At 61.5% G+C, this 19,012-nt stretch carries 11 protein-coding genes; 7 read left to right on the top strand and 4 right to left on the bottom strand.

Annotation, left to right across the window (positions count from 1 at the left end; all coding sequences use genetic code 11):
• Positions 1-516: 516 nt before the first annotated feature.
• Positions 517-882: a DUF6124 family protein gene (locus tag KSS97_RS06855; RefSeq protein WP_217861358.1), complete on the top strand. Its 366-nt coding sequence runs from the start codon at positions 517-519 to the stop codon at positions 880-882.
• A 278-nt stretch (positions 883-1,160) separates the two neighbouring features.
• Here KSS97_RS06855 and KSS97_RS06850 read toward each other — a convergent pair whose 3' ends face one another.
• Together KSS97_RS06850 and KSS97_RS06845 are read right to left on the bottom strand one after the other, a co-directional pair.
• Positions 1,161-1,520, bottom strand: coding sequence for a PilZ domain-containing protein (locus tag KSS97_RS06850; RefSeq protein WP_217861357.1), 360 nt, complete (start codon positions 1,518-1,520; stop codon positions 1,161-1,163).
• Between the two features lie 271 nt (positions 1,521-1,791).
• Positions 1,792-2,166, bottom strand: coding sequence for a tetratricopeptide repeat protein (locus KSS97_RS06845; protein WP_030140841.1), 375 nt, complete (start codon positions 2,164-2,166; stop codon positions 1,792-1,794).
• A gap of 357 nt (positions 2,167-2,523) precedes the next feature.
• Between KSS97_RS06845 and pyk the strand changes: the two genes are divergently transcribed.
• Complete coding sequence (pyk, locus tag KSS97_RS06840; RefSeq protein WP_030140842.1) at positions 2,524-3,975, top strand: pyruvate kinase; 1,452 nt, start codon at positions 2,524-2,526, stop codon at positions 3,973-3,975.
• A 174-nt stretch (positions 3,976-4,149) separates the two neighbouring features.
• Here the strand turns inward: pyk and KSS97_RS06835 are convergent, their stop codons facing one another.
• Entirely contained in the window at positions 4,150-5,097 is a 948-nt protein-coding gene (locus KSS97_RS06835; RefSeq protein WP_217861356.1) for an iron-sulfur-binding ferredoxin reductase, read from the bottom strand.
• Positions 5,090-6,196, bottom strand: coding sequence for a GGDEF domain-containing protein (locus KSS97_RS06830; protein WP_030140844.1), 1,107 nt, complete (start codon positions 6,194-6,196; stop codon positions 5,090-5,092). The genes KSS97_RS06835 and KSS97_RS06830 overlap by 8 nt, the downstream gene beginning before the upstream one ends.
• A 541-nt stretch (positions 6,197-6,737) precedes the next feature.
• Here KSS97_RS06830 and KSS97_RS06825 point away from each other — a divergent pair.
• The 5 genes from KSS97_RS06825 (at position 6,738) to KSS97_RS06805 (ending at position 18,993) form a co-directional block, all read left to right on the top strand.
• A complete protein-coding gene (locus tag KSS97_RS06825) occupies positions 6,738-8,261 on the top strand; it encodes a fumarate hydratase (protein WP_217861355.1) in 1,524 nt (507 codons plus the stop codon).
• Positions 8,262-8,562: 301 nt separating this feature from the next.
• Positions 8,563-13,020 carry a SpvB/TcaC N-terminal domain-containing protein gene (locus tag KSS97_RS06820; protein ID WP_217861354.1) on the top strand — a complete coding sequence of 1,486 codons (4,458 nt, stop codon included), beginning with the start codon at positions 8,563-8,565 and terminating at the stop codon, positions 13,018-13,020.
• Position 13,021: 1 nt separating this feature from the next.
• A complete protein-coding gene (locus KSS97_RS06815; protein ID WP_217861353.1) occupies positions 13,022-15,832 on the top strand; it encodes an RHS repeat domain-containing protein in 2,811 nt (936 codons plus the stop codon).
• Positions 15,833-15,908: 76 nt separating this feature from the next.
• A complete protein-coding gene (locus KSS97_RS06810; RefSeq protein ID WP_217861352.1) occupies positions 15,909-17,675 on the top strand; it encodes a sensor histidine kinase in 1,767 nt (588 codons plus the stop codon).
• Entirely contained in the window at positions 17,668-18,993 is a 1,326-nt protein-coding gene (locus KSS97_RS06805) for a sigma-54-dependent transcriptional regulator (protein WP_030140848.1), read from the top strand. Before KSS97_RS06810 ends, KSS97_RS06805 begins: the two co-directional genes overlap by 8 nt.
• Positions 18,994-19,012 lie beyond the last annotated feature (19 nt).

Genomic DNA, 19,012 nt, shown 5'->3' with positions numbered 1-19,012 from the left:
AACATATTGCTCGGCAGCACTCGCAGGGCAATGTTTGATTAAGAAGTAACAGAGCGCGCCCCTATGGGCTCCTGAACATCTCTATTAGCCATATAACGACTGGGACGTGGTACCAATAAACGTCGGAACCAATTGCCGCGCACCTGTCAACTCCGACAGTCCCGACCAACGGTCCTACCACCTTTGTAGGAATGCCCCGAACCTGACTACACCTCCTTGCGCAATGGACTACAGATCCGCCAGAATCCGCCGACTTGTGCACCTTGGCCTTGCCCCGTAACGTGATTCGCGTCGCTGACACCTCAGCGATCGGGTTTAGTCGCTCGGGGTATGTCATCAGGTGCATTGCGCTTCCATCAGTCAGGTTTCCTACCCTGCACTCGATGGTGGCTGTGCGCAGGGCGCTTCGGCGCGCCGGTTTTTGGTGACACTTCCCCGGTCGACTAACCTGCGTACAGCCGCCACCCCTCGTTTAGTCGCGAGGAGGTCAAGGCATCACTGGAAGGAAGTTCACCAATGATCAAACCAACCCCAAATCCGCCAAAACCCGCCCCACGCTCCCCTCGCAAAACCCTCGACGAGCAAAAGCTCGACAAAGCCGCGCAAAAAGCCCTGGACCATTACCTAAAGCCCAACGCCGGCAAGCCGGACAAAACCCCACGCCAATTGGACTATTTCATCGTCGCCCCCGATGCCGACCCCGAAGGCCTGCTGGCGCACACGTACGAAACCTTCTGCTCGGTGAGCACGTTGATCCTGGATTTATCGGAAGACCTGGAAGGCGCCCCGCGCAACCTGGCCCTGGCGATTCACCAGATGGGCGAGATGGGGGTGTTGTTGCTGGAGAAGTTGATGGATGGCGAAGCGAAGGTGCAGCGTTGAGAGCGGCGTGAGCAACGCGTTGAGTTAGACGTCCTTGTGGCGAGGGGATTTATCCCCGCTGGGCTGCGCAGCAGCCCCAAAAGCAACAACCTCGACCTTACTGGCACACCGAGTTGTTTGGTTTGGGGGCTGCTGCGCAGCCCAGCGGGGATAAATCCCCTCGCCACAGAACCAAGCTCACGTTGCCACAGCGCTGCTGTCGACGACGCGGGGGGACTCCCTCGCCACGGGTTATGGGGCGGTTTTGAGCTGGGGGCATCCAGTAAAAAATCGGGGCTTCAGGCCGAGGCCGACACCGGGTGGAAGCTGAAATACTGCCGTAGCGCGTTCACCAAAACACCATATTCCGGTGACGCCTGGAGCAGGCTGAAGCCGGCGTCGAAGTGTTGGGGCGTCACGTCTTCATGGCACCACAGGCAGTTGGCTCTCAGCAGGATATGTTGCTGCGGCCCTTCATCGACAGGTAATTTCAGGCAGAGGTCAAAATTTGCGCCCACCATCAACGGCAAATGGCTGATGAGCATCAGGCCGTTTTCAGACACATTACCCAGAAACCCGATGGGGTTTTGGTTGGTGCCATTGAAGACCTGGAGGAAATACGGCAATTGATGCCGTTCAATTCGACGTCCTTTGTACATGGCTTGCATCGCTTTTTTGGACAGCCGTGTGCACGGCCATCGGTCGATTCGGAACGAGCCTGAGTCAGCTCGCTCTCCCCGATCCCGGTGCCAGACGCATCCAAGCATGCTGGCCAACTTCTGCCGGTCACAGGTGACGCTTCAAATTGAAACCCAGGAACCTATTCATACCTTGTACAAATATAGCCCAAGCATGGACAAGGGCCAGCCGAATGCGAGACCTGTTATCGGTCGACAAGCGGCTCGGTCCAAAGGTTTCAATTCAACGCAATCAGAATGACGTAGGGCGAATCGCCGCAGCGCTGCGGGTAGGGTAATGGCCCAGGCTCTGCAGGGTTTCGAGCCGTGCGCGGGCGCGGTAAGCGTATTCGCTGTTGGGGTACTGTGCGAGGATGAACTGGTAGGTTTGCGCCGCGTCGACGAACAGCTTTTGCCGTTCCAGGCATTGGCCGCGCATCATCGAGACTTCCGGCTGCATGTAGCGGCGAGCGCGGCTGGCGCGGTCGACCTTGGACAGCTCGAGCATGACCTGGTCGCAGTCGCCCCGCTCGTAGGCCGTGTAGGCGAGGTTCATGTGGTGGTTCATCGACCAACGGGTGCAGCCCGTGATACTCAGGGCCAGGGCAATAAAAAGCACGAATCGCATGGGGAGGTTCTCCTGTCTTGAGCTCTTTATCGACCTGGGTGGAAAAATCTTCAACCTGAAAGCTCAGCTAGGCAGTGCTCTTGTGGCGAGGGGATTTATCCCCGCTGGGCTGGGGAGCAGCCCCCAAGCCAACCCCTGGGTGTGTCAGGCTAATGTGCATTTGCCATTTTAGGGCTGCTTCGCAGCCCCGCGGGGATAAATCCCCTCGCCACAGAAGGAATGTGAAAGTCGTAGAGGCGCAAAAATTTTCAGGAATGTTCATTTCGAAAAAGAAACGAATAAGTAGTGCACTTGAACAATGACTACACCCAAAGACCATAGTAGCCTTCGCTGGCGCTTGAACTTGAGGAGTCCTGCATGTCCGTCCGTCGCACCAAAATCGTCGCTACCCTTGGCCCGGCCAGTAATTCGCCGGAAGTTCTCGAACAGCTGATTCTGGCTGGCCTGGACGTTGCCCGCCTGAACTTCTCCCACGGTACCCCCGACGAGCACAAGGCTCGTGCCAAGCTGGTGCGCGACCTCGCCGCCAAGCACGGCCGCTTCGTTGCCCTGCTGGGCGACTTGCAAGGCCCGAAGATCCGCATCGCGAAATTCGCCAACAAGCGCATCGAATTGAAAATTGGTGACAAGTTCACCTTCTCCACCAGTCACCCGCTGACCGAAGGCAACCAGCAAGTGGTCGGCATCGACTACCCGGACCTGGTCAAGGATTGCGGCGTGGGCGACGAGCTGCTGCTCGACGACGGCCGCGTGGTGATGCGCGTCGAAACCGCCACCGCTACCGAACTGCACTGCGTCGTGACCATCGGCGGCCCGCTGTCGGACCATAAAGGCATCAACCGTCGCGGTGGCGGCCTGACCGCCCCGGCCCTGACCGAGAAAGACAAGGCCGACATCAAGCTGGCCGCGGAAATGGAAGTCGATTACCTGGCCGTGTCCTTCCCCCGTGATGCGGCGGACATGGAATACGCCCGTCAACTGCGCGACGAAGCCGGCGGCACTGCCTGGCTGGTGGCCAAGATCGAACGCGCCGAAGCCGTGGCCGACGATGAAACCCTCGACGGCCTGATCAAGGCGTCCGACGCCGTGATGGTGGCCCGTGGCGACCTGGGCGTTGAAATCGGCGACGCCGAGCTGGTGGGCATCCAGAAGAAGATCATCCTGCACGCACGCCGCCACAACAAAGCGGTGATCGTCGCGACCCAGATGATGGAGTCGATGATCCAGAACCCGATGCCGACCCGCGCCGAAGTGTCCGACGTAGCCAACGCCGTATTGGACTACACCGACGCGGTGATGCTCTCGGCGGAAAGCGCCGCCGGCCTCTACCCGCTCGAAGCGGTGCAGGCCATGGCGCGCATTTGCATCGGCGCCGAGAAGCACCCGACCGGCAAGACCTCCAGCCACCGCATCGGCAAGGAATTCAGCCGCTGCGACGAAAGCATCGCCCTGGCGACCATGTACACCGCCAACCACTTCCCGGGCGTGAAGGCGATCATCGCTTTGACCGAAAGTGGCTACACCCCGCTGATCATGTCGCGCATCCGCTCCTCGGTGCCGATCTACGCCTTCACCCCGCACCGCGAAGCCCAGGCGCGCGCAGCGATGTTCCGTGGCGTGTACACGATTCCGTTCGACCCGGCTTCGCTGGAGCCGCACGAAGTCAGCCAGAAAGCCATCGATGAACTGACCAAGCGCGGCGTCGTGGAAAAAGGCGACTGGGTCATCCTGACCAAGGGCGACAGCTACCACACCACCGGCGGCACCAACGGGATGAAGATCCTGCACGTTGGCGACCCGATGGTTTGATGATCGGTTGCTGAAAACAAAAGCCCCGCCATGTGAATGGCGGGGCTTTTTGGTTTGTGCTTTTGGGAATGCAGTGTTTGGGCTGGCGCTATCGCAAGCAAGCTCGCTCCCACAGGGGTTCTGTGTACGCCGCAAATCCAATGTGGGAGCGAGCTTGCTCGCGATGACGATCTGTCAGACGCCGCCATTCCCACGCGTAAGAAACACATCCGCCAGCAACTGATTACGCGGCAACCCAGCCAGGTACAAACGCTTGGCAAACGCCTCGACCCAATCCGGATGGCCACAGGCCAACGCCTGGGTCTGACGCGAAGCCAGGCGCAACTGCGCGAGTGCGCCTGGGGCCTCGGCAGCCGTCAGCAGCTCGACGCTCAGGTTCGGATACTTGGCCGCCAACGCCTGCAGGGGTTTATTCAAGTAGTGCCCAGCGGCATCGCGGGCCACATGAATCAACCGAATCGCCCCTTGATGCTGCTGGCGCAACGCTTCGCGCAAGATACCGAACAGCGGCCCCAGCCCCGTGCCGGAGGCCAGCAGCCACAGCGGCCTTGCATGCCAATCGGGATCGTAATGCAGCGCGCCGCCACGCAACTCACCGAGGCGGATCGGGTCGCCGGCCTTGAGTTGTCGCACCGCATCGACGAATTGCCCTGGCGCGCGACAATCGAGGTGAAACTCCAGGAAGCGGTCGTCCTCGGGCAGGCTCGCCAGGGAATACGGCCGGGCCACGTCGCCGGCCCACAGCACCAGATGTTGTCCGGCCCGATAGCGCAACGGTCGCTGCGGCGTAATGCGCAGGCGCAGCACGTCGGCGCCGAGCCAATCCAGCGCCGCCACCTCGGCGGCCTGGCCGTCGCGCCGTGGGTCGAAGGTGTGGATCTGCACGTCTTCGATGACCTGACATTGGCATGCCAGTCGCCAGCCTTGATCACGCTGCGCCGGGGTCAGCGCATCGGGACGGTTGTCACGCACATCGCCGCTCACGCATTGCACCAGGCACGCATGGCAACTGCCGGCACGGCAACTGTAGGGCACCGGCACGCCGGACTGGTTGAGCGCGTCCAGCAGGTTATCGCCCGCCGCCACCGTCCATTGTCGGTCGGCGACTTTCAACTCAGGCATCGACATTCTCCCAAGCGGCGGCACACCGATTGCGGCCATCGCGCTTGGCACGGTACAAGGCCTGGTCGGCGCGCTGCAAGGCGCTGTCCAGGTCATCGCCCATTTCCAGCATCGTCATGCCCACCGACAGGCTGAGGCTGCCCACGCGCAATTCAGTCAACTGAACCTCGGTGAACGCCAGCCGCAAGCGCTCGCAACAGGCCGTCAGGCGTGCGGGATCGCAGGCGGGCAGCAGCATGACGAATTCTTCGCCGCCGTATCGGGCCAGCACGTCACCTTCGCGCAGGCAGGCCGTGGCGACGCCGGCAAACGCCTGCAGCACTTGATCGCCTGCCGCGTGGCCATGCAGATCGTTGATGCGCTTGAAATGGTCCAGGTCGATCAAGGCCAGGCCATGGGCGATGCCGGGCCTGAGGGTATTGAGTTCGCGGCTTGCCAGGCGCAGGAAATGCCGGCGATTGAACAGGCCGGTGAGTTCGTCGGTGGCGACCAGGTCTTCGAGCTGGCGCATCATGCCGCGCAAGGTGTCCTGGTGCGCCTGCAAGGCAAACCGACGCTGGCGCATGCGTTGGCGCGAGGTCTGGACGTAGCGGGCATACAGGACCAGCCACACCAGCACGATGAACAGCACGCACACTTGCAAGCCGGCCAGCGTCGGGTCGGGAAGCCGGAAGAAGTAACCGTCCCACAGCGTGATGCCGGTGAAGCTGATGAACACCAGCGTCGCGCAGCGCACAAAGGCCCGCCGCGTGAGATGAAAAAGCCCGAACAGCAGGATCAGCACATAAAACACCAGGAACACGCCGCGAGCCTGGTCCAGGTGCGCCATCATCCAGGTCTGCCAGCCGAGGCCGATCCAGACCTGTATTTCCGTGAGGCTGGGGTCGGCGAACCGCAGGTTGCGGTCGGTGATGAACAACGCGAACAACCCGCCCTGGCACAGCACCACCAACAAGGTGCCGATGATGACGCCACGCAATGAGTCGAGATAATGGCCACTGAAAAACGCCAGCCACAGCAACACCAGCGCCAGCGCATAGGTCGTGGCTGCGAGGGCGAAACGTTTAAGCAGAAGACGTTGAATGGCGTTATGGGTCAATCGGTGACTCACCATGGGAAAGGAGACTGACAGAGGTGTCCTACGCTATAGGCCAGACGCCACTTTAGTGGCGTGCTCGACAAATGACCATTCAATTCTGGAGCAGAAAAATGGCGTCAAAGCAATGGCCCAGATTGACGCATCTGCCGGCTCCGCCGATCCCCCTGTGGCGAGGGGATTTATCCCCGCTGGGCTGCGGAGCAGCCCTGAAAACCAGTCACCTCGGAGTGTCAGGTTGTTCGCCTTCAGTCATTTTAGGGCTGCTTCGCAGCCCAGCGGGGATAAATCCCCTCGCCACAGATAAATCCCCTCGCCACAAAGGCAGCTCGCTCCCACAGGCCCCCAGCCTGCGATATACTGCCGCGCCTTTTTAGCGTCGCGCCAGCATGCCCGGCGTGCCTTGACCTGGGGTCAGCTCCAAGCTCCAAGCTTCAAGCGGCAAGTTCCGAGCAGTACGCGTACTGCTTCAGCTTGCCACTTGAAGCTTGCCGCTTGAAGCTGCCTCATAAAATGTTCCCGTCTTTAGAGAGGAGCGCGACTCATGACCGTGATCAAGCAAGACGACCTGATTCAGAGCGTTGCCGACGCCCTGCAGTTCATTTCCTATTACCACCCCGTGGATTTCATCCAGGCGATGCACGAGGCCTACCTGCGCGAAGAATCGCCGGCGGCCCGTGATTCCATGGCGCAGATCCTGATCAACTCGCGCATGTGCGCCACCGGCCATCGGCCGATCTGCCAGGACACCGGCATCGTGACCGTGTTCGTGCGCGTGGGCATGGACGTGCGTTGGGATGGCGCGACCATGAGCCTGGACGACATGATCAACGAGGGCGTGCGTCGCGCCTACAATCTGCCGGAAAACGTCCTGCGTGCATCGATCCTCGCCGACCCGGCAGGCGCGCGCAAAAACACCAAGGACAACACCCCGGCGGTCATCCACTACTCCATCGTCCCGGGCAACACCGTGGAAGTGGACGTGGCGGCCAAGGGCGGCGGCTCCGAGAACAAGTCGAAGATGGCCATGCTCAACCCGTCCGACTCCATCGTCGACTGGGTCCTGAAGACCGTTCCAACCATGGGCGCCGGCTGGTGCCCACCGGGCATGCTCGGCATCGGCATCGGCGGTACCGCCGAGAAAGCCGCGGTGATGGCCAAGGAAGTGTTGATGGAATCCATCGACATCCACGAGCTCAAGGCCCGCGGTCCACAGAACCGTATCGAAGAGATGCGCCTGGAGCTGTTCGAGAAGGTCAACCAACTGGGCATCGGCGCCCAGGGCCTCGGTGGCCTGACCACCGTGCTCGACGTGAAGATCATGGACTACCCGACCCACGCCGCCTCCCTGCCGGTGTGCATGATCCCCAACTGCGCCGCCACCCGTCACGCCCACTTCGTGCTCGACGGTTCCGGCCCGGCGTCGCTGGAAGCGCCACCGCTGGACGCCTACCCGGAAATCGTCTGGGAAGCCGGCCCGTCGGCCCGTCGCGTGGACCTCGACACCCTGACCCCGGAAGACGTGCAGAGCTGGAAGCCGGGCGAAACCGTGCTGCTCAACGGCAAGATGCTCACCGGTCGCGACGCGGCGCACAAGCGCATGGTGGAAATGCTGAACAAGGGCGAAACCTTGCCGGTGGACCTCAAGGGGCGCTTCATCTACTACGTCGGCCCGGTCGATCCGGTCGGTGACGAAGTGGTGGGCCCAGCCGGCCCGACCACCGCCACGCGGATGGACAAGTTCACCCGCCAGATCCTCGAGCAGACCGGCCTGTTGGGCATGATCGGCAAATCCGAGCGCGGCCCGACCGCCATCGAAGCGATCAAGGACAACAAGGCCGTCTACCTGATGGCCGTCGGCGGCGCCGCTTACCTGGTGGCCCAGGCGATCAAGAAATCCAAGGTCCTGGCGTTCGCCGAACTGGGGATGGAAGCGATCTACGAGTTCGAGGTCAAGGACATGCCGGTGACCGTCGCCGTGGACAGCAAAGGCGAGTCGGTGCACATCACCGGCCCGGCGATCTGGCAGCAGAAGATCAGCGAGAGCCTGGCGGTGGAAGTGCAGTAACAGGCACTCCAGCGCTGTGAAAAAGGCCGGTGGGCGGCAAACCCACCGGCCTTTTTTCATGCCCGCAGCAAAAACCTGTGGGAGCGAGCTTGCTCGCGATAGCGTTGGATCATTCAGCATGGACGTTGACTGACACACCGCTATCGCGAGCAAGCTCGCTCCCACAAAAGGCATGCGCACAACCATTCATCGGCCAAACCCGCCCACCTGTAAGATCTGACAGGTTACATCCCCGCTCCCCCTTGGCATCCTCATCCTGGCCAGGAATCAGCCCTGGCGCTGATCAAAGGGATAAACGTCCATGGCAGAGCAAGCGCCCCTACAGATCATCACACCCTCCATTGCCGGCAGCGCGTCGATCGCGACTATTGGCAACAGCCTCGGCCCGGTGGGCACGCGGGGCGCCGCCTCGTTTGAATTGCCGCTGCCGGTGTCGAGCGCTCGTTACCTGACGCCGGCCATGACCCTTCAGTACAACAGCCAGAGCGGCAATGGCCCGTTTGGCATCGGCATGCAGTTGCCGATCCCCAGCATTGCGCGCAAGACCAGTAAAGGCGTGCCGCATTACCTCGAAGACGATGTCATGGTCGGTCCCGACGGGGTGGATCGCTGGGCCGACCATGGGGCGCATGTCACGCGCATGCTTCCAGGGCGAAGCAGGATGACCTATAGCGTAGTGCGCTATTACCCCAGGCTGGAAAGCGCATTCGATATCTATGAGCTGTGGATGCCCGACGGCGGCCAGCCGCCGTTCTGGCGCGTACAAGGTAGCGACGGGAATTTGTATTGCTATGGGCACAGCGGCGAGTCGCGCATTGCTGATCCGGAGAATCCGCTACGCATTGCCGAATGGCTGCTCTTGGAAGAAGTCAGCCCGCTGGGCGAGCACATCTACTACGAATACACCGCCGATCCCGCCGAGTCCGAAGATGACCACGACTACAGGGCCCAGCGCTACCTGCGCCGGGTGTGCTATGGCAATGCCACGGCCAGCGAAACCTTTTATTGTTTCGAGGAAGAGAACCCCGCCAACCTGCCCTGGCACTTCCATCTGTTATTCGACTACGGCCAGCGCACCGTCCAGCTCGATGAAAAGCCGGCCTGGACTGCCGACGACGAAGCCGCCTGGCAAACGCGCACCGACCCGCTCCACGCCTACCGATACGGTTTCGAAATCGGTACACGGCGCTTGTGTCATCAAGTATTGATGTTCCACCACTTCCCCGCCGACGCCGACACCGAACCCGCGCTGGTGCGACGGTTGCTATTGGAATACACCACTACCGAGCTGCGCTATAGCACATTGACCGCTGCCCATTATCAAGATTGGGACGCCGACGGCCGGGTCGAAAACAGCCCGCCCGTCGAACTGCATTACAGCGACTTCGAGCCGAACCTGGAACCCAAGACATTCTTCGCCCTCGAGACAATGCCCGCCCTGGAAGATGGCGTTCGCTATCAATGCGTCGACCTGTATGGCGAAGGTGTCCCAGGCTTCTTGTGCCGCTACACCAATGGCTGGTATTACCGCGAACCCGAGCGCGCCACGACCGGCGACAGTGAAGAAATAGGTTATGGTGCCTGGTCGCTTCTTCCCAGCATTCCGATCGCCGCCGAAAACCCGGGAGTCATGCAACTGCTCACCGACCTGACCGGCAGCGGCCGCCTCAATTGGGTCATCGCCCAGCCCGGCATGAACGGCTTCTACACGCTGAACCCTGACCGCAGCTGGTCGACCTTCACCGACTTCAAGCGTTTCCCCACGGAGTTCCTGCACCCCGCCGCGCAATTGAGCGACCTGACCGGCGACGGCTTGCGCTCGCTGGCCATGATCGGCCCGAAAAGCGTGCGACTCTACGCCAACCTTCGTGAACAAGGCTTCGCCGCCGGCGTTGACGTTCCCCATGAACCGGACAGTGACCTGCCATTGTTCAGCGATGTGAGCAGTGAGCTGGTGTTGTTCACCAACATGCTGGGCAGCGACAGCACCGAGCTGTGCCGTATCCGCTTCAATGAAATCAAATGCTGGCCAAACCTCGGTCATGGGCGTTTCGGCAAGGGTTTTGTCATGAGCGACCTGCCCTTCAAATACGACGAGTTCAATGTCGAGCGGGTGCGGATCGCCGATCTGGATGGCTCCGGTGCGCCGGCGCTGATTTACCTGCAAAGCGATTGTTTCGAGATTTATTTCAACCACGGCGGCAATCAGGTGGATCAGGAACCTACTAAGGTGCCTTGGCCCGACGGCCTGCGTTATGACCATCTTTGCCAGGTCACACTGGCCGACCTGCAAGGCCTGGGTTGTGCGAGCCTGATCCTGAGCGTGCCCCATGCCATGCCGGATATGAAACCCCGGCATTGGCGCTACGATTTCGTCGCCTCAAGGCCCTACGTCCTCAGCGCCACGAACAACAACATGGGTTGCAGCAGTACGCTGGCCTACCGCAGCAGTGCGCAGTTCTGGCTGGATGAAAAAGCCGAGCTGCTCAAACGCCGCCAGCCACCGATCTGCCATCTACCCATGGCCCTCCCACTGGTGGCGCGCCAGCAACAACTGGACGAGATCACCGGGAACTACCTGACCCAACACTTCAGTTATTTTGAAGGCGACTACGACAGCTATCACCGCGAGTTCCGTGGCTTCGGCCGGCTGTATCAGCTCGACAGCGAAATCCCCGCCGGTGACACAGACGACAGCTTCACCGCGCCAGTGCTGCTCAAGACCTGGTTCCACACCGGCCGCACCGTCGATCAGCCGCTCAAGGATTGTGTTGACATCGACAGCGATGCCCCGTCGCTGGGGCCCACGCTGCTGGCCCGGCTCCACGAACGGGACAACGTCGACGAGATCATCACGCCCGACCCGGACACGGCCCGGGAAATGGCCTATGCCTTGAGTGGCCAGGTACTGCGCAGCGAAACCCATCACGCCGAATCGATTGCCATGCTCGAGCCCTACACCGTGACGCAACAGCGTTACCTGCTGCGCCAACCCCATGACGGCCAAAAAAGCTTGCTGGTTTTGGCGTTGGAAACGGTCAGTTATCAATACGACGGTTTCATCAACGACCCGCAAGCCCAACACACCATCAACCTGGCCTGGAACCGCTACGGCCAGTTGACTCACGGTTTCCTGGTCAATTACGCGCGACGCCTGACAGCGGACGACGAGCCACCCTTTGAGGATGAGGATGAAAACACCTGGTGGCGCGACGCTCACGACGATCAACAACAGGTGTACCACCTGACAGAAAGCCTGGCCGACTATCAACACCTGATCGACGAGGAAGGACTGCGCCAGCGACTGGGCTTGCCCTGGCGCGCCCGGACCAACGGGTTGCAACGCCCCAAAGCCCCACTGCCGGGCGGACTCACACCGCAACAGGTGAGCTACGAAAGCGTCCTTGAGCTTCAGGGTTCGCCGGCCTGGACGGCCGCCCGAGAGCTGATCGCCCTTGAGGAACAAACCTACATGCGCGATGGATCAGGCAAGATCCTGTTCCAGGCTTTGCGCGGTCCCTTGGAAATCGCCGAATTCGACGAGCAGGCGCTGAGCGCCTACGACGCGGTGCCTGAACCGTTCGACATTCGCGAGCAACTGGAAACGATCGGCTTCGAGCCCATGGCGCTGTTCCTACTTGAAGATTCGAAAAAGGACGAGGCCCGAAACCTCTGGTCCAAGAAAATCGGCTTTCCCCAATACTTGCCGCTGGACGGCTTCTTCCACATCAGCCAATTACAGGAGACCCAGAGCCATGGCGTCACCTCGGTCAGTTACGACGATTTTCATTTGATGGCCATCGCCGTACAGCTTCCGGACGGTTGCACCACCCGCGTCGAATACAACTACCACTCGCTGTTGCCAAGCAAGATCACCGACGCCAACGAGAACGTCCAGCAAGCGCTTTACGGACCGGCGGGCGTACCGTTGGGCGTTACCTTCCATGGCACTGAAAATGGCGTTCCGGCAGGCTTCCATGGCATTGAGGGTTATGAGCCCCCCGCCGACCTGTCGCCGGCCTATGCGATTGCGAACCCCAAGGCAACCCTGGGCAACATCGCCAGCGCCGTGCGTGTCGAAGATATGAGTTGGATGAGTTTGCCCGACCTGGCGCAGGTGTCGGCGGCACAACGTGACGAGTGGGTCCGAGCTCGATACTTGTTGCCCAGCGGCCATGTCCGAGCCTCGGCACGGGTTCGCCTGGCCCGACTTGCCGTGCGTACCGTCGGCGAGGAGCGACTCTGGAGGCTGGTCCGGGCCACGCCTCGGGAACCGGTGCACAGCGTCGTGTTGAGCGCCGATCGTTACCCGGACGACCCGCTGCAACAGATCCGCATCGCCATCAGCGCCGTCGACGGCTTTGGCCGCGCCGTGCAGACCAAGCAGTTGGTCGAGGCAGGCAAAGCCTATGCCGTGACTGAAGAGGGCTCACTGGCGTTGGGCGAGGATGGCAAGCCGGTACAGCGCGAAGCCGACCCGCGCTGGCGCGTCAGCGAACGGGTCGAGTACAACAATAAAGGCTTGGTCACGCGGATGTATCGCCCCTATTTCGCCGATACCTGGCGCTACATCAATGACGCCTCGCTGCGAGAACACGGTTACCACGACCAGCAGTTCTACGATCCGCCAGGGCGCTTGATCAAGGTCATCAATGCCAAGCTTGATCAAGCCTGGCATGTCTATCATCCGTGGTATCAGTGCGATCACGATTACAACGATACCGTCCCGCCATCGACTGGCCCATTGTCGAAGGACTGATATGACGAATGTCCACGCTCGCACTCCGAACATCGTCGCCGTCGATGGACGAGGCCTGCCCGTGCGGCAAGTCGCTTACCTGCGTAGCGAGGCTTCGGTCGCTGCCGTCGCCCTCATCGCCCATCAACAGTTCGATGGGGCCGGGCGTCTCGCCGAACAATGGGATGCCCGTCTGTTCGGCCATGCCCCGAAAGCCAACCAATCCACGATCTACAATCTCATGGGGGAGCCGCTGCGTATCGACAGCGTCGATGCCGGCTGGCGCTTGATATTGCCGGGGTTGGCAAGTGAAACCCTGGAACGCTGGGACGCACGTGGCAATCGATGGCGCATGCACCATGACAGCCAGTTGCGCCCGGTGGCACTGGACGAGAACAGCGACTTGAATGTCGAAACCTTCACCTATGGCGACGCCACTCAAGACGCCGGTCGCAACGTGCGTGGGCAATTGTTGGAACAAGTCGATCCGTCCGGCACTTTGCGTTGCGACAGTTATGGCCTGTCCGGCTTGCCCCTGCGTCAGGCCCGCGCGTTCGCCGACGCCGACATTCATACGACCGAGCAAACCTTCGATGCCCTCGGCGCGCTCATCGGCCAGACCGATGCAGGCGGTCATCGCCAGCACCTGCGCCTGGACGTCGCCGGGCAGCTCAAGGCAGTCGACTTGCAGCTCAAGTTCGATACCGCGTCGCAACCGATCATGCTGGAGGCCCAGTACAACGCTGCCGGCCAGATCGAGCGTCAGGAGGCGGCAAACGGCATTATCAGCCGCTGGACCTATGACCCGGCCGATGGCCGGCTGAGCACACTCCAGGCAGGAAAACCCGGTGCGGACCTGCGCCAGGACCTGGCCTACTTCTACGATCGTGTAGGCAACATAACGCGCATCGAAGACCACGCAGTCGCCACCGTCCATTTTGCCAACCAACGCGTGGACGGCCATCGCGAGTTTACCTACGACTCGCTCTATCGGCTCATCACCGCCAGCGGCTTCGAGGGCGACACACCACACCTGCAACCCGGCTTGCCAGCCCCCATCATCCCCATCGACCCGAACCGCCGCTTCAACTATGCCCAACAATACGAATACGACAGCGGCAACAACTTGACCCGTCTGCGCCATATTCGCGAAGGCAACAATCACACGCACATCACGCGCATCGACCCCAACAGCAACCGCGGCGTGCGCTGGACAGAAGGCGACCCCGAGCCGGATTTCGACACGCAGTTCGACACCCACGGTAACCAGCTGTTCCTGCAGAGCGGTACGCCGGCGCTGACCTGGAACTCTCGCGACCAGCTCAGCACTGTCACGGTGATCAAGCGGGAAGATGATCTGAGCGACGATAACGAAACCTATCTGTACAGCCAGGGCGAGCGGGTCGGCAAAACCCACACTGCCGCACGCGCAGTCCGGCAGACACGTTATTTGCCGGGCATTGAAATACGCACTTCCAGCGATGGCGAACGTCTCCACGTACTCACCCTCGGGTTGGCTCACGGCAGTGTCCGCTGCCTGCATTGGGAAGCCGGCCAACCTGTGGGGATCGAAGCCGATCAGTTGCGCTACAACCTCGATGATCACCTGGGTTCCAGCACACTGGAGCTGGACCGCGCCGGCGGCCTGATCAGCCTTGAGCATTATTATCCTTTCGGCGGAACCGCCTGGTACGCGGGCCGTTCCGCCCTGGAAGCAAGCTACAGGACCGTTCGCTACTCTGGTAAGGAGATGGACGCCAGCGGGCTCTATTACTACGGTGCACGTTATTACGCGCCGTGGCTGGCACGCTGGGTGAGTGCCGACCCGGCGGGAGATATCGACGGGTTGAACCTATATGGGTTCGTCACCAACAATCCGATGACCTATGTCGATGTAGGCGGGTTCATAAGAGAGAAGCGAACGGAGAGAGATGACCGGAAGGCTGCAGCGAGGAAACGCCAGCAGCAGTACCGGGCTCGCTCCGAATTACGCGAAGGCATCTACAGGTTCAGTGATCTCCTGGGGACAATCTCAGCGAGGGCTATCCAGGCTCAAGCACAACTGGATAATCATCGATCAGCATCGACCCGTGCCCAATCGGCAGCGTCAAGGGTCGGCGTCCAGGTAGCCAAGAACGCGATCAACTTGACAGTGGGCGCTGGGTTAGGCGTGGGAGGAGCGGCGTTAGGCGCCGTGGCAGGCCCGCCCGGTATGATCATAGGCGTCGCAGTGGGTTTTGCAGTAGCCAAGGGAGTGTCCTTGGGACTGGACAAGGGCATAGAGAAAGCGGGGGTGGACGCGTCAGTCAAATTCAAAAGTTCTGCCTTGGAACCGAGCGAAATCATCAAGGGGGTCGACGCCAAGAAAAGTCCAGCCACCTATCTGCTGAAGAAAGCCGAGGGCTTCGCTGAGAGTCTGCAATCTCCGTCTCGAAAGGATGCATTGAGCCTGGCAAGGGAAGCGGTGAACACGGGCACATCGACTGCGTTGAAAGCAGCGGATGTGGCAGGTGGCAGCGCGATTTCTGCCGTGGTGAAAACTGCAACAGGCACCGTTGAAATCGCCCATGAGGTCATCGGCGCGGGGCAGGAGATTTCCGAAGAAAAAATAGACCGTGCCGATCAAAACATCAACGAGCTGATTACTTTATTAACCCAGGAAATTACTGTCGTCGACATGCTGTACGACAAAGCGGGCGTTGAGACCATCGATGTTTATGTGCCTTTGAGCAAAATATTTGGACAATCGAATGGAATCACCCGTCGAAGCATGCACGAAGAAATGAAGGCCACCGTCGGGCGTTTGAAACAGACGCAGAGGATGCTTAGATAATCACGCATCGAGGCGCATCACGAAGGGGTGGCGGCGTGCTATCGTGCCCATCCCTGCCCGGTCCTTGAACATTTATATGTCCGCAATGCCGCGCCCCTTGCGCCTGCTTCTTGTCATCGCCTCGATCCTCGCCGGCGCCGCCCTTGCCTCCACCCTGGCCGTGCGCCACGCCGAACGCGAGGCCCTGGAAGAAGACGCCAGCCGTGCCAGCCAGCAACTGGCGCTGTACGCCAACTCGCTTCACACCCTGATCGAACGCTACCGCGCCCTGCCCGTCGTGCTCGCCCTGGACCCGCAGCTGCGGGACGCCCTCAAGGGGCCGATCAGCCCGGCACAACAGGATGAACTCAATCGCAAGCTGGAAAAGATCAACGGCGCCGCGCAGTCGTCCACTCTGGAATTGATGGACCGTACCGGCCTGGCCGTGGCGGCCAGCAATTGGCGCCTGCCCAGCAGCTATGTCGGTCACAACTACAGGTTTCGCCCCTATTTCATCCAGACACGCACCCATGGCACCGGGCGGTTTTATGCGGTGGGCGTGACCAGTGGCATCCCCGGCTATTTCCTGTCCAGCGCGGTGACCGGCGACGACGGCGAATTCCTCGGCGCCATGGTGGTGAAGCTCGAATTCCCGGAGTTGGAACGAGAGTGGCGCCAGGGCAGCGACACGTTGCTGGTCAGCGATGCGCGGGGCATCATTTTCATCGCCAATCGTCCGGGCTGGCGCTATCGCCACTTGCGCGCCCTGTCCGACAGCGACCTTGCCGAGCTCAAGGCCACGCGCCAATACGACAAGCAACCGTTGCAACCGCTGGCCTATGAACCGCTGCGACGCTTCGACGATAACAGCCACCTGGCCCGGGTCGAGGCGCCTGATGGCGCCGCGGACTACTTGTGGGAGTCCCTGCCGTTGACCGCCGAAGGCTGGACCCTGCATTTGTTGCGGCGCCCTCAGATCGCCTTCGAAGACTTGCGCAACGCCGGCCTCGCCGCCGCCGGGTTGTGGCTGGCGCTGGTGTTCCTCCTGCTGTTTCTCAACCAGCGCTGGCGCCTGGCAAGGTTGCGCCAACGCAGCCGCGAGGAACTTGAACGCTTGGTGGACGAGCGCACGCGCGAGTTGCGCACGGCCCAGGACGGCCTGGTGCAGTCGGCCAAGCTCGCCGCCCTCGGGCAGATGTCCGCCGCGCTGGCCCACGAAATCAATCAGCCGTTGACCGCCCAGCGCATGCAACTGGCCACCCTGCGCCTGCTGCTGGACCATGGCCGTGTCGATGACGCCTACAAAGCCCTCAAGCCGGTGGACGACATGCTGACTCGCATGGCGGCCCTCACCGGCCACTTGAAAACCTTCGCTCGCAAAAGCCCCAGCGGCCTGCGCGAACGCCTGGACCTTGCGGCGGTAGTAGATCAAGCCCTGCAATTGCTGGAAACGCGCCTGCGGGACGAAAACGTCAGTACCGTGTTGCACCTGAGCCGCCCGGCGTGGGTTCGTGGCGACGCGATCCGCCTCGAACAGGTACTGATCAACCTGTTGCGCAACGCCCTCGACGCCATGGCCGACCAACCCCTCAAGCGCCTGGAAGTGCGCCTGGAGGCCGATGACCAATTGTGGCGCCTGAGCGTCAGCGACAGCGGCACCGGGATCGCCGAAGAACATCTGGCGCAAGTGTTCGACCCCTTCTTCACCACCAAAGCCGTAGGCGATGGCCTCGGCCTGGGGCTGGCGGTTTCGTTTGCGATCATCCATGAATCCGGCGGGCGGTTGACGGCGGACAATCATGAACATGGCGCGGTATTCTGCGTGACCTTGCCCATCGATCAGGAGGCGCAATTGCATGCTTGATTCGGTCATGGTCGTCGATGACGAGAGCAGCATCCGCACGGCTGTCGAGCAGTGGCTGAGCCTGTCGGGATTCCAGGTGCAATTGTTCAGTCGCGCCGAAGAATGCCTGGCGCATCTGCCGGACAATTTTCCCGGGGTAATCCTCAGCGACGTGCGCATGCCCGGGCTGGGCGGCCTGGAGTTGCTGGCCGAAGTGCGCAGGCGTGACCCGGACCTGCCGGTGATTCTGCTGACCGGCCATGGTGACGTGCCGATGGCCGTGGAGGCCATGCGCGACGGGGCCTACGACTTCCTCGAAAAGCCCTTCAGCCCCGAAGCGCTGCTGGGCAGCTTGCGCCGGGCGCTGGACAAGCGCTTCCTGATTCTGGAAAACCGCCGGCTGCACGAACAGGCCGATGCCCGCGCCAAGCTCGACGCCACCCTGCTTGGCGTCTCGCGGGCATTGCAAAACCTGCGTCGCCAGGTGCTGGACCTGGCGACGTTGCCGGTCAACGTGTTGATCCGCGGCGAAACCGGCAGCGGCAAGGAACTGGTTGCCCGTTGCCTGCACGACTTCGGGCCAAGGGCGAGCAAACCGTTCGTGGCCCTGAACTGCGCGGCCATCCCCGAACCGTTGTTCGAGGCCGAACTGTTCGGCCATGAAAGCGGCGCCTTTACCGGCGCCCAGGGCAAGCGCATCGGCAAGCTCGAATACGCCGACGGCGGCACGCTGTTCCTCGATGAAATCGAAAGCATGCCGCTGGCCCAGCAAGCCAAGTTGCTGCGCGTGTTGCAGGAAAAGAAACTCGAACGCCTGGGTTCCAACCAGAGCATCAACGTCGACCTGCGCATCATCGCCGCCACCAAGCCCGACTTGCTGGACGAAGCGCGGGCCGGGCGTTTTCGTGAAGACCTGGCCTATCGCCTGAACATCGCCGAGCTGCGCCTGCCGCCGTTGCGGGAACGGCGCGAAGATGTTCCGCTGCTGTTCGAGCATTTCACCCACAGCGCCGCCGAACGCCTCGGCCGCCCCGCCGTCCCCTTGAGCGGCCCACAACTGAGCCATCTGCTCAGCCACGATTGGCCGGGCAATGTGCGCGAACTGGCCAACGTCGCCGAGCGCCAGGTACTGGGCCTGGACCAACTGCCCGCCCTGGACACCGAACCGGGCCAGTCCCTCGCGGCCCAACAGGAAGCCTTCGAGGCCCAATGCCTGCGCGCCGCCCTGACCCGGCACAAGGGTGACGTGAAAGCCGTGCTCGAAGAGCTGCAACTGCCGCGCCGCACCTTCAATGAAAAAATGCAGCGGCATGGGTTGAGCCGGGAGATGTTTTTGTAAGGTCGCTATTTTTTGGCGG

This window comes from Pseudomonas alvandae (genome assembly GCF_019141525.1).
In the GTDB taxonomy this organism is placed as follows: domain Bacteria; phylum Pseudomonadota; class Gammaproteobacteria; order Pseudomonadales; family Pseudomonadaceae; genus Aquipseudomonas; species Aquipseudomonas alvandae.
This window is presented reverse-complemented; position numbering and strand designations above follow the sequence as displayed.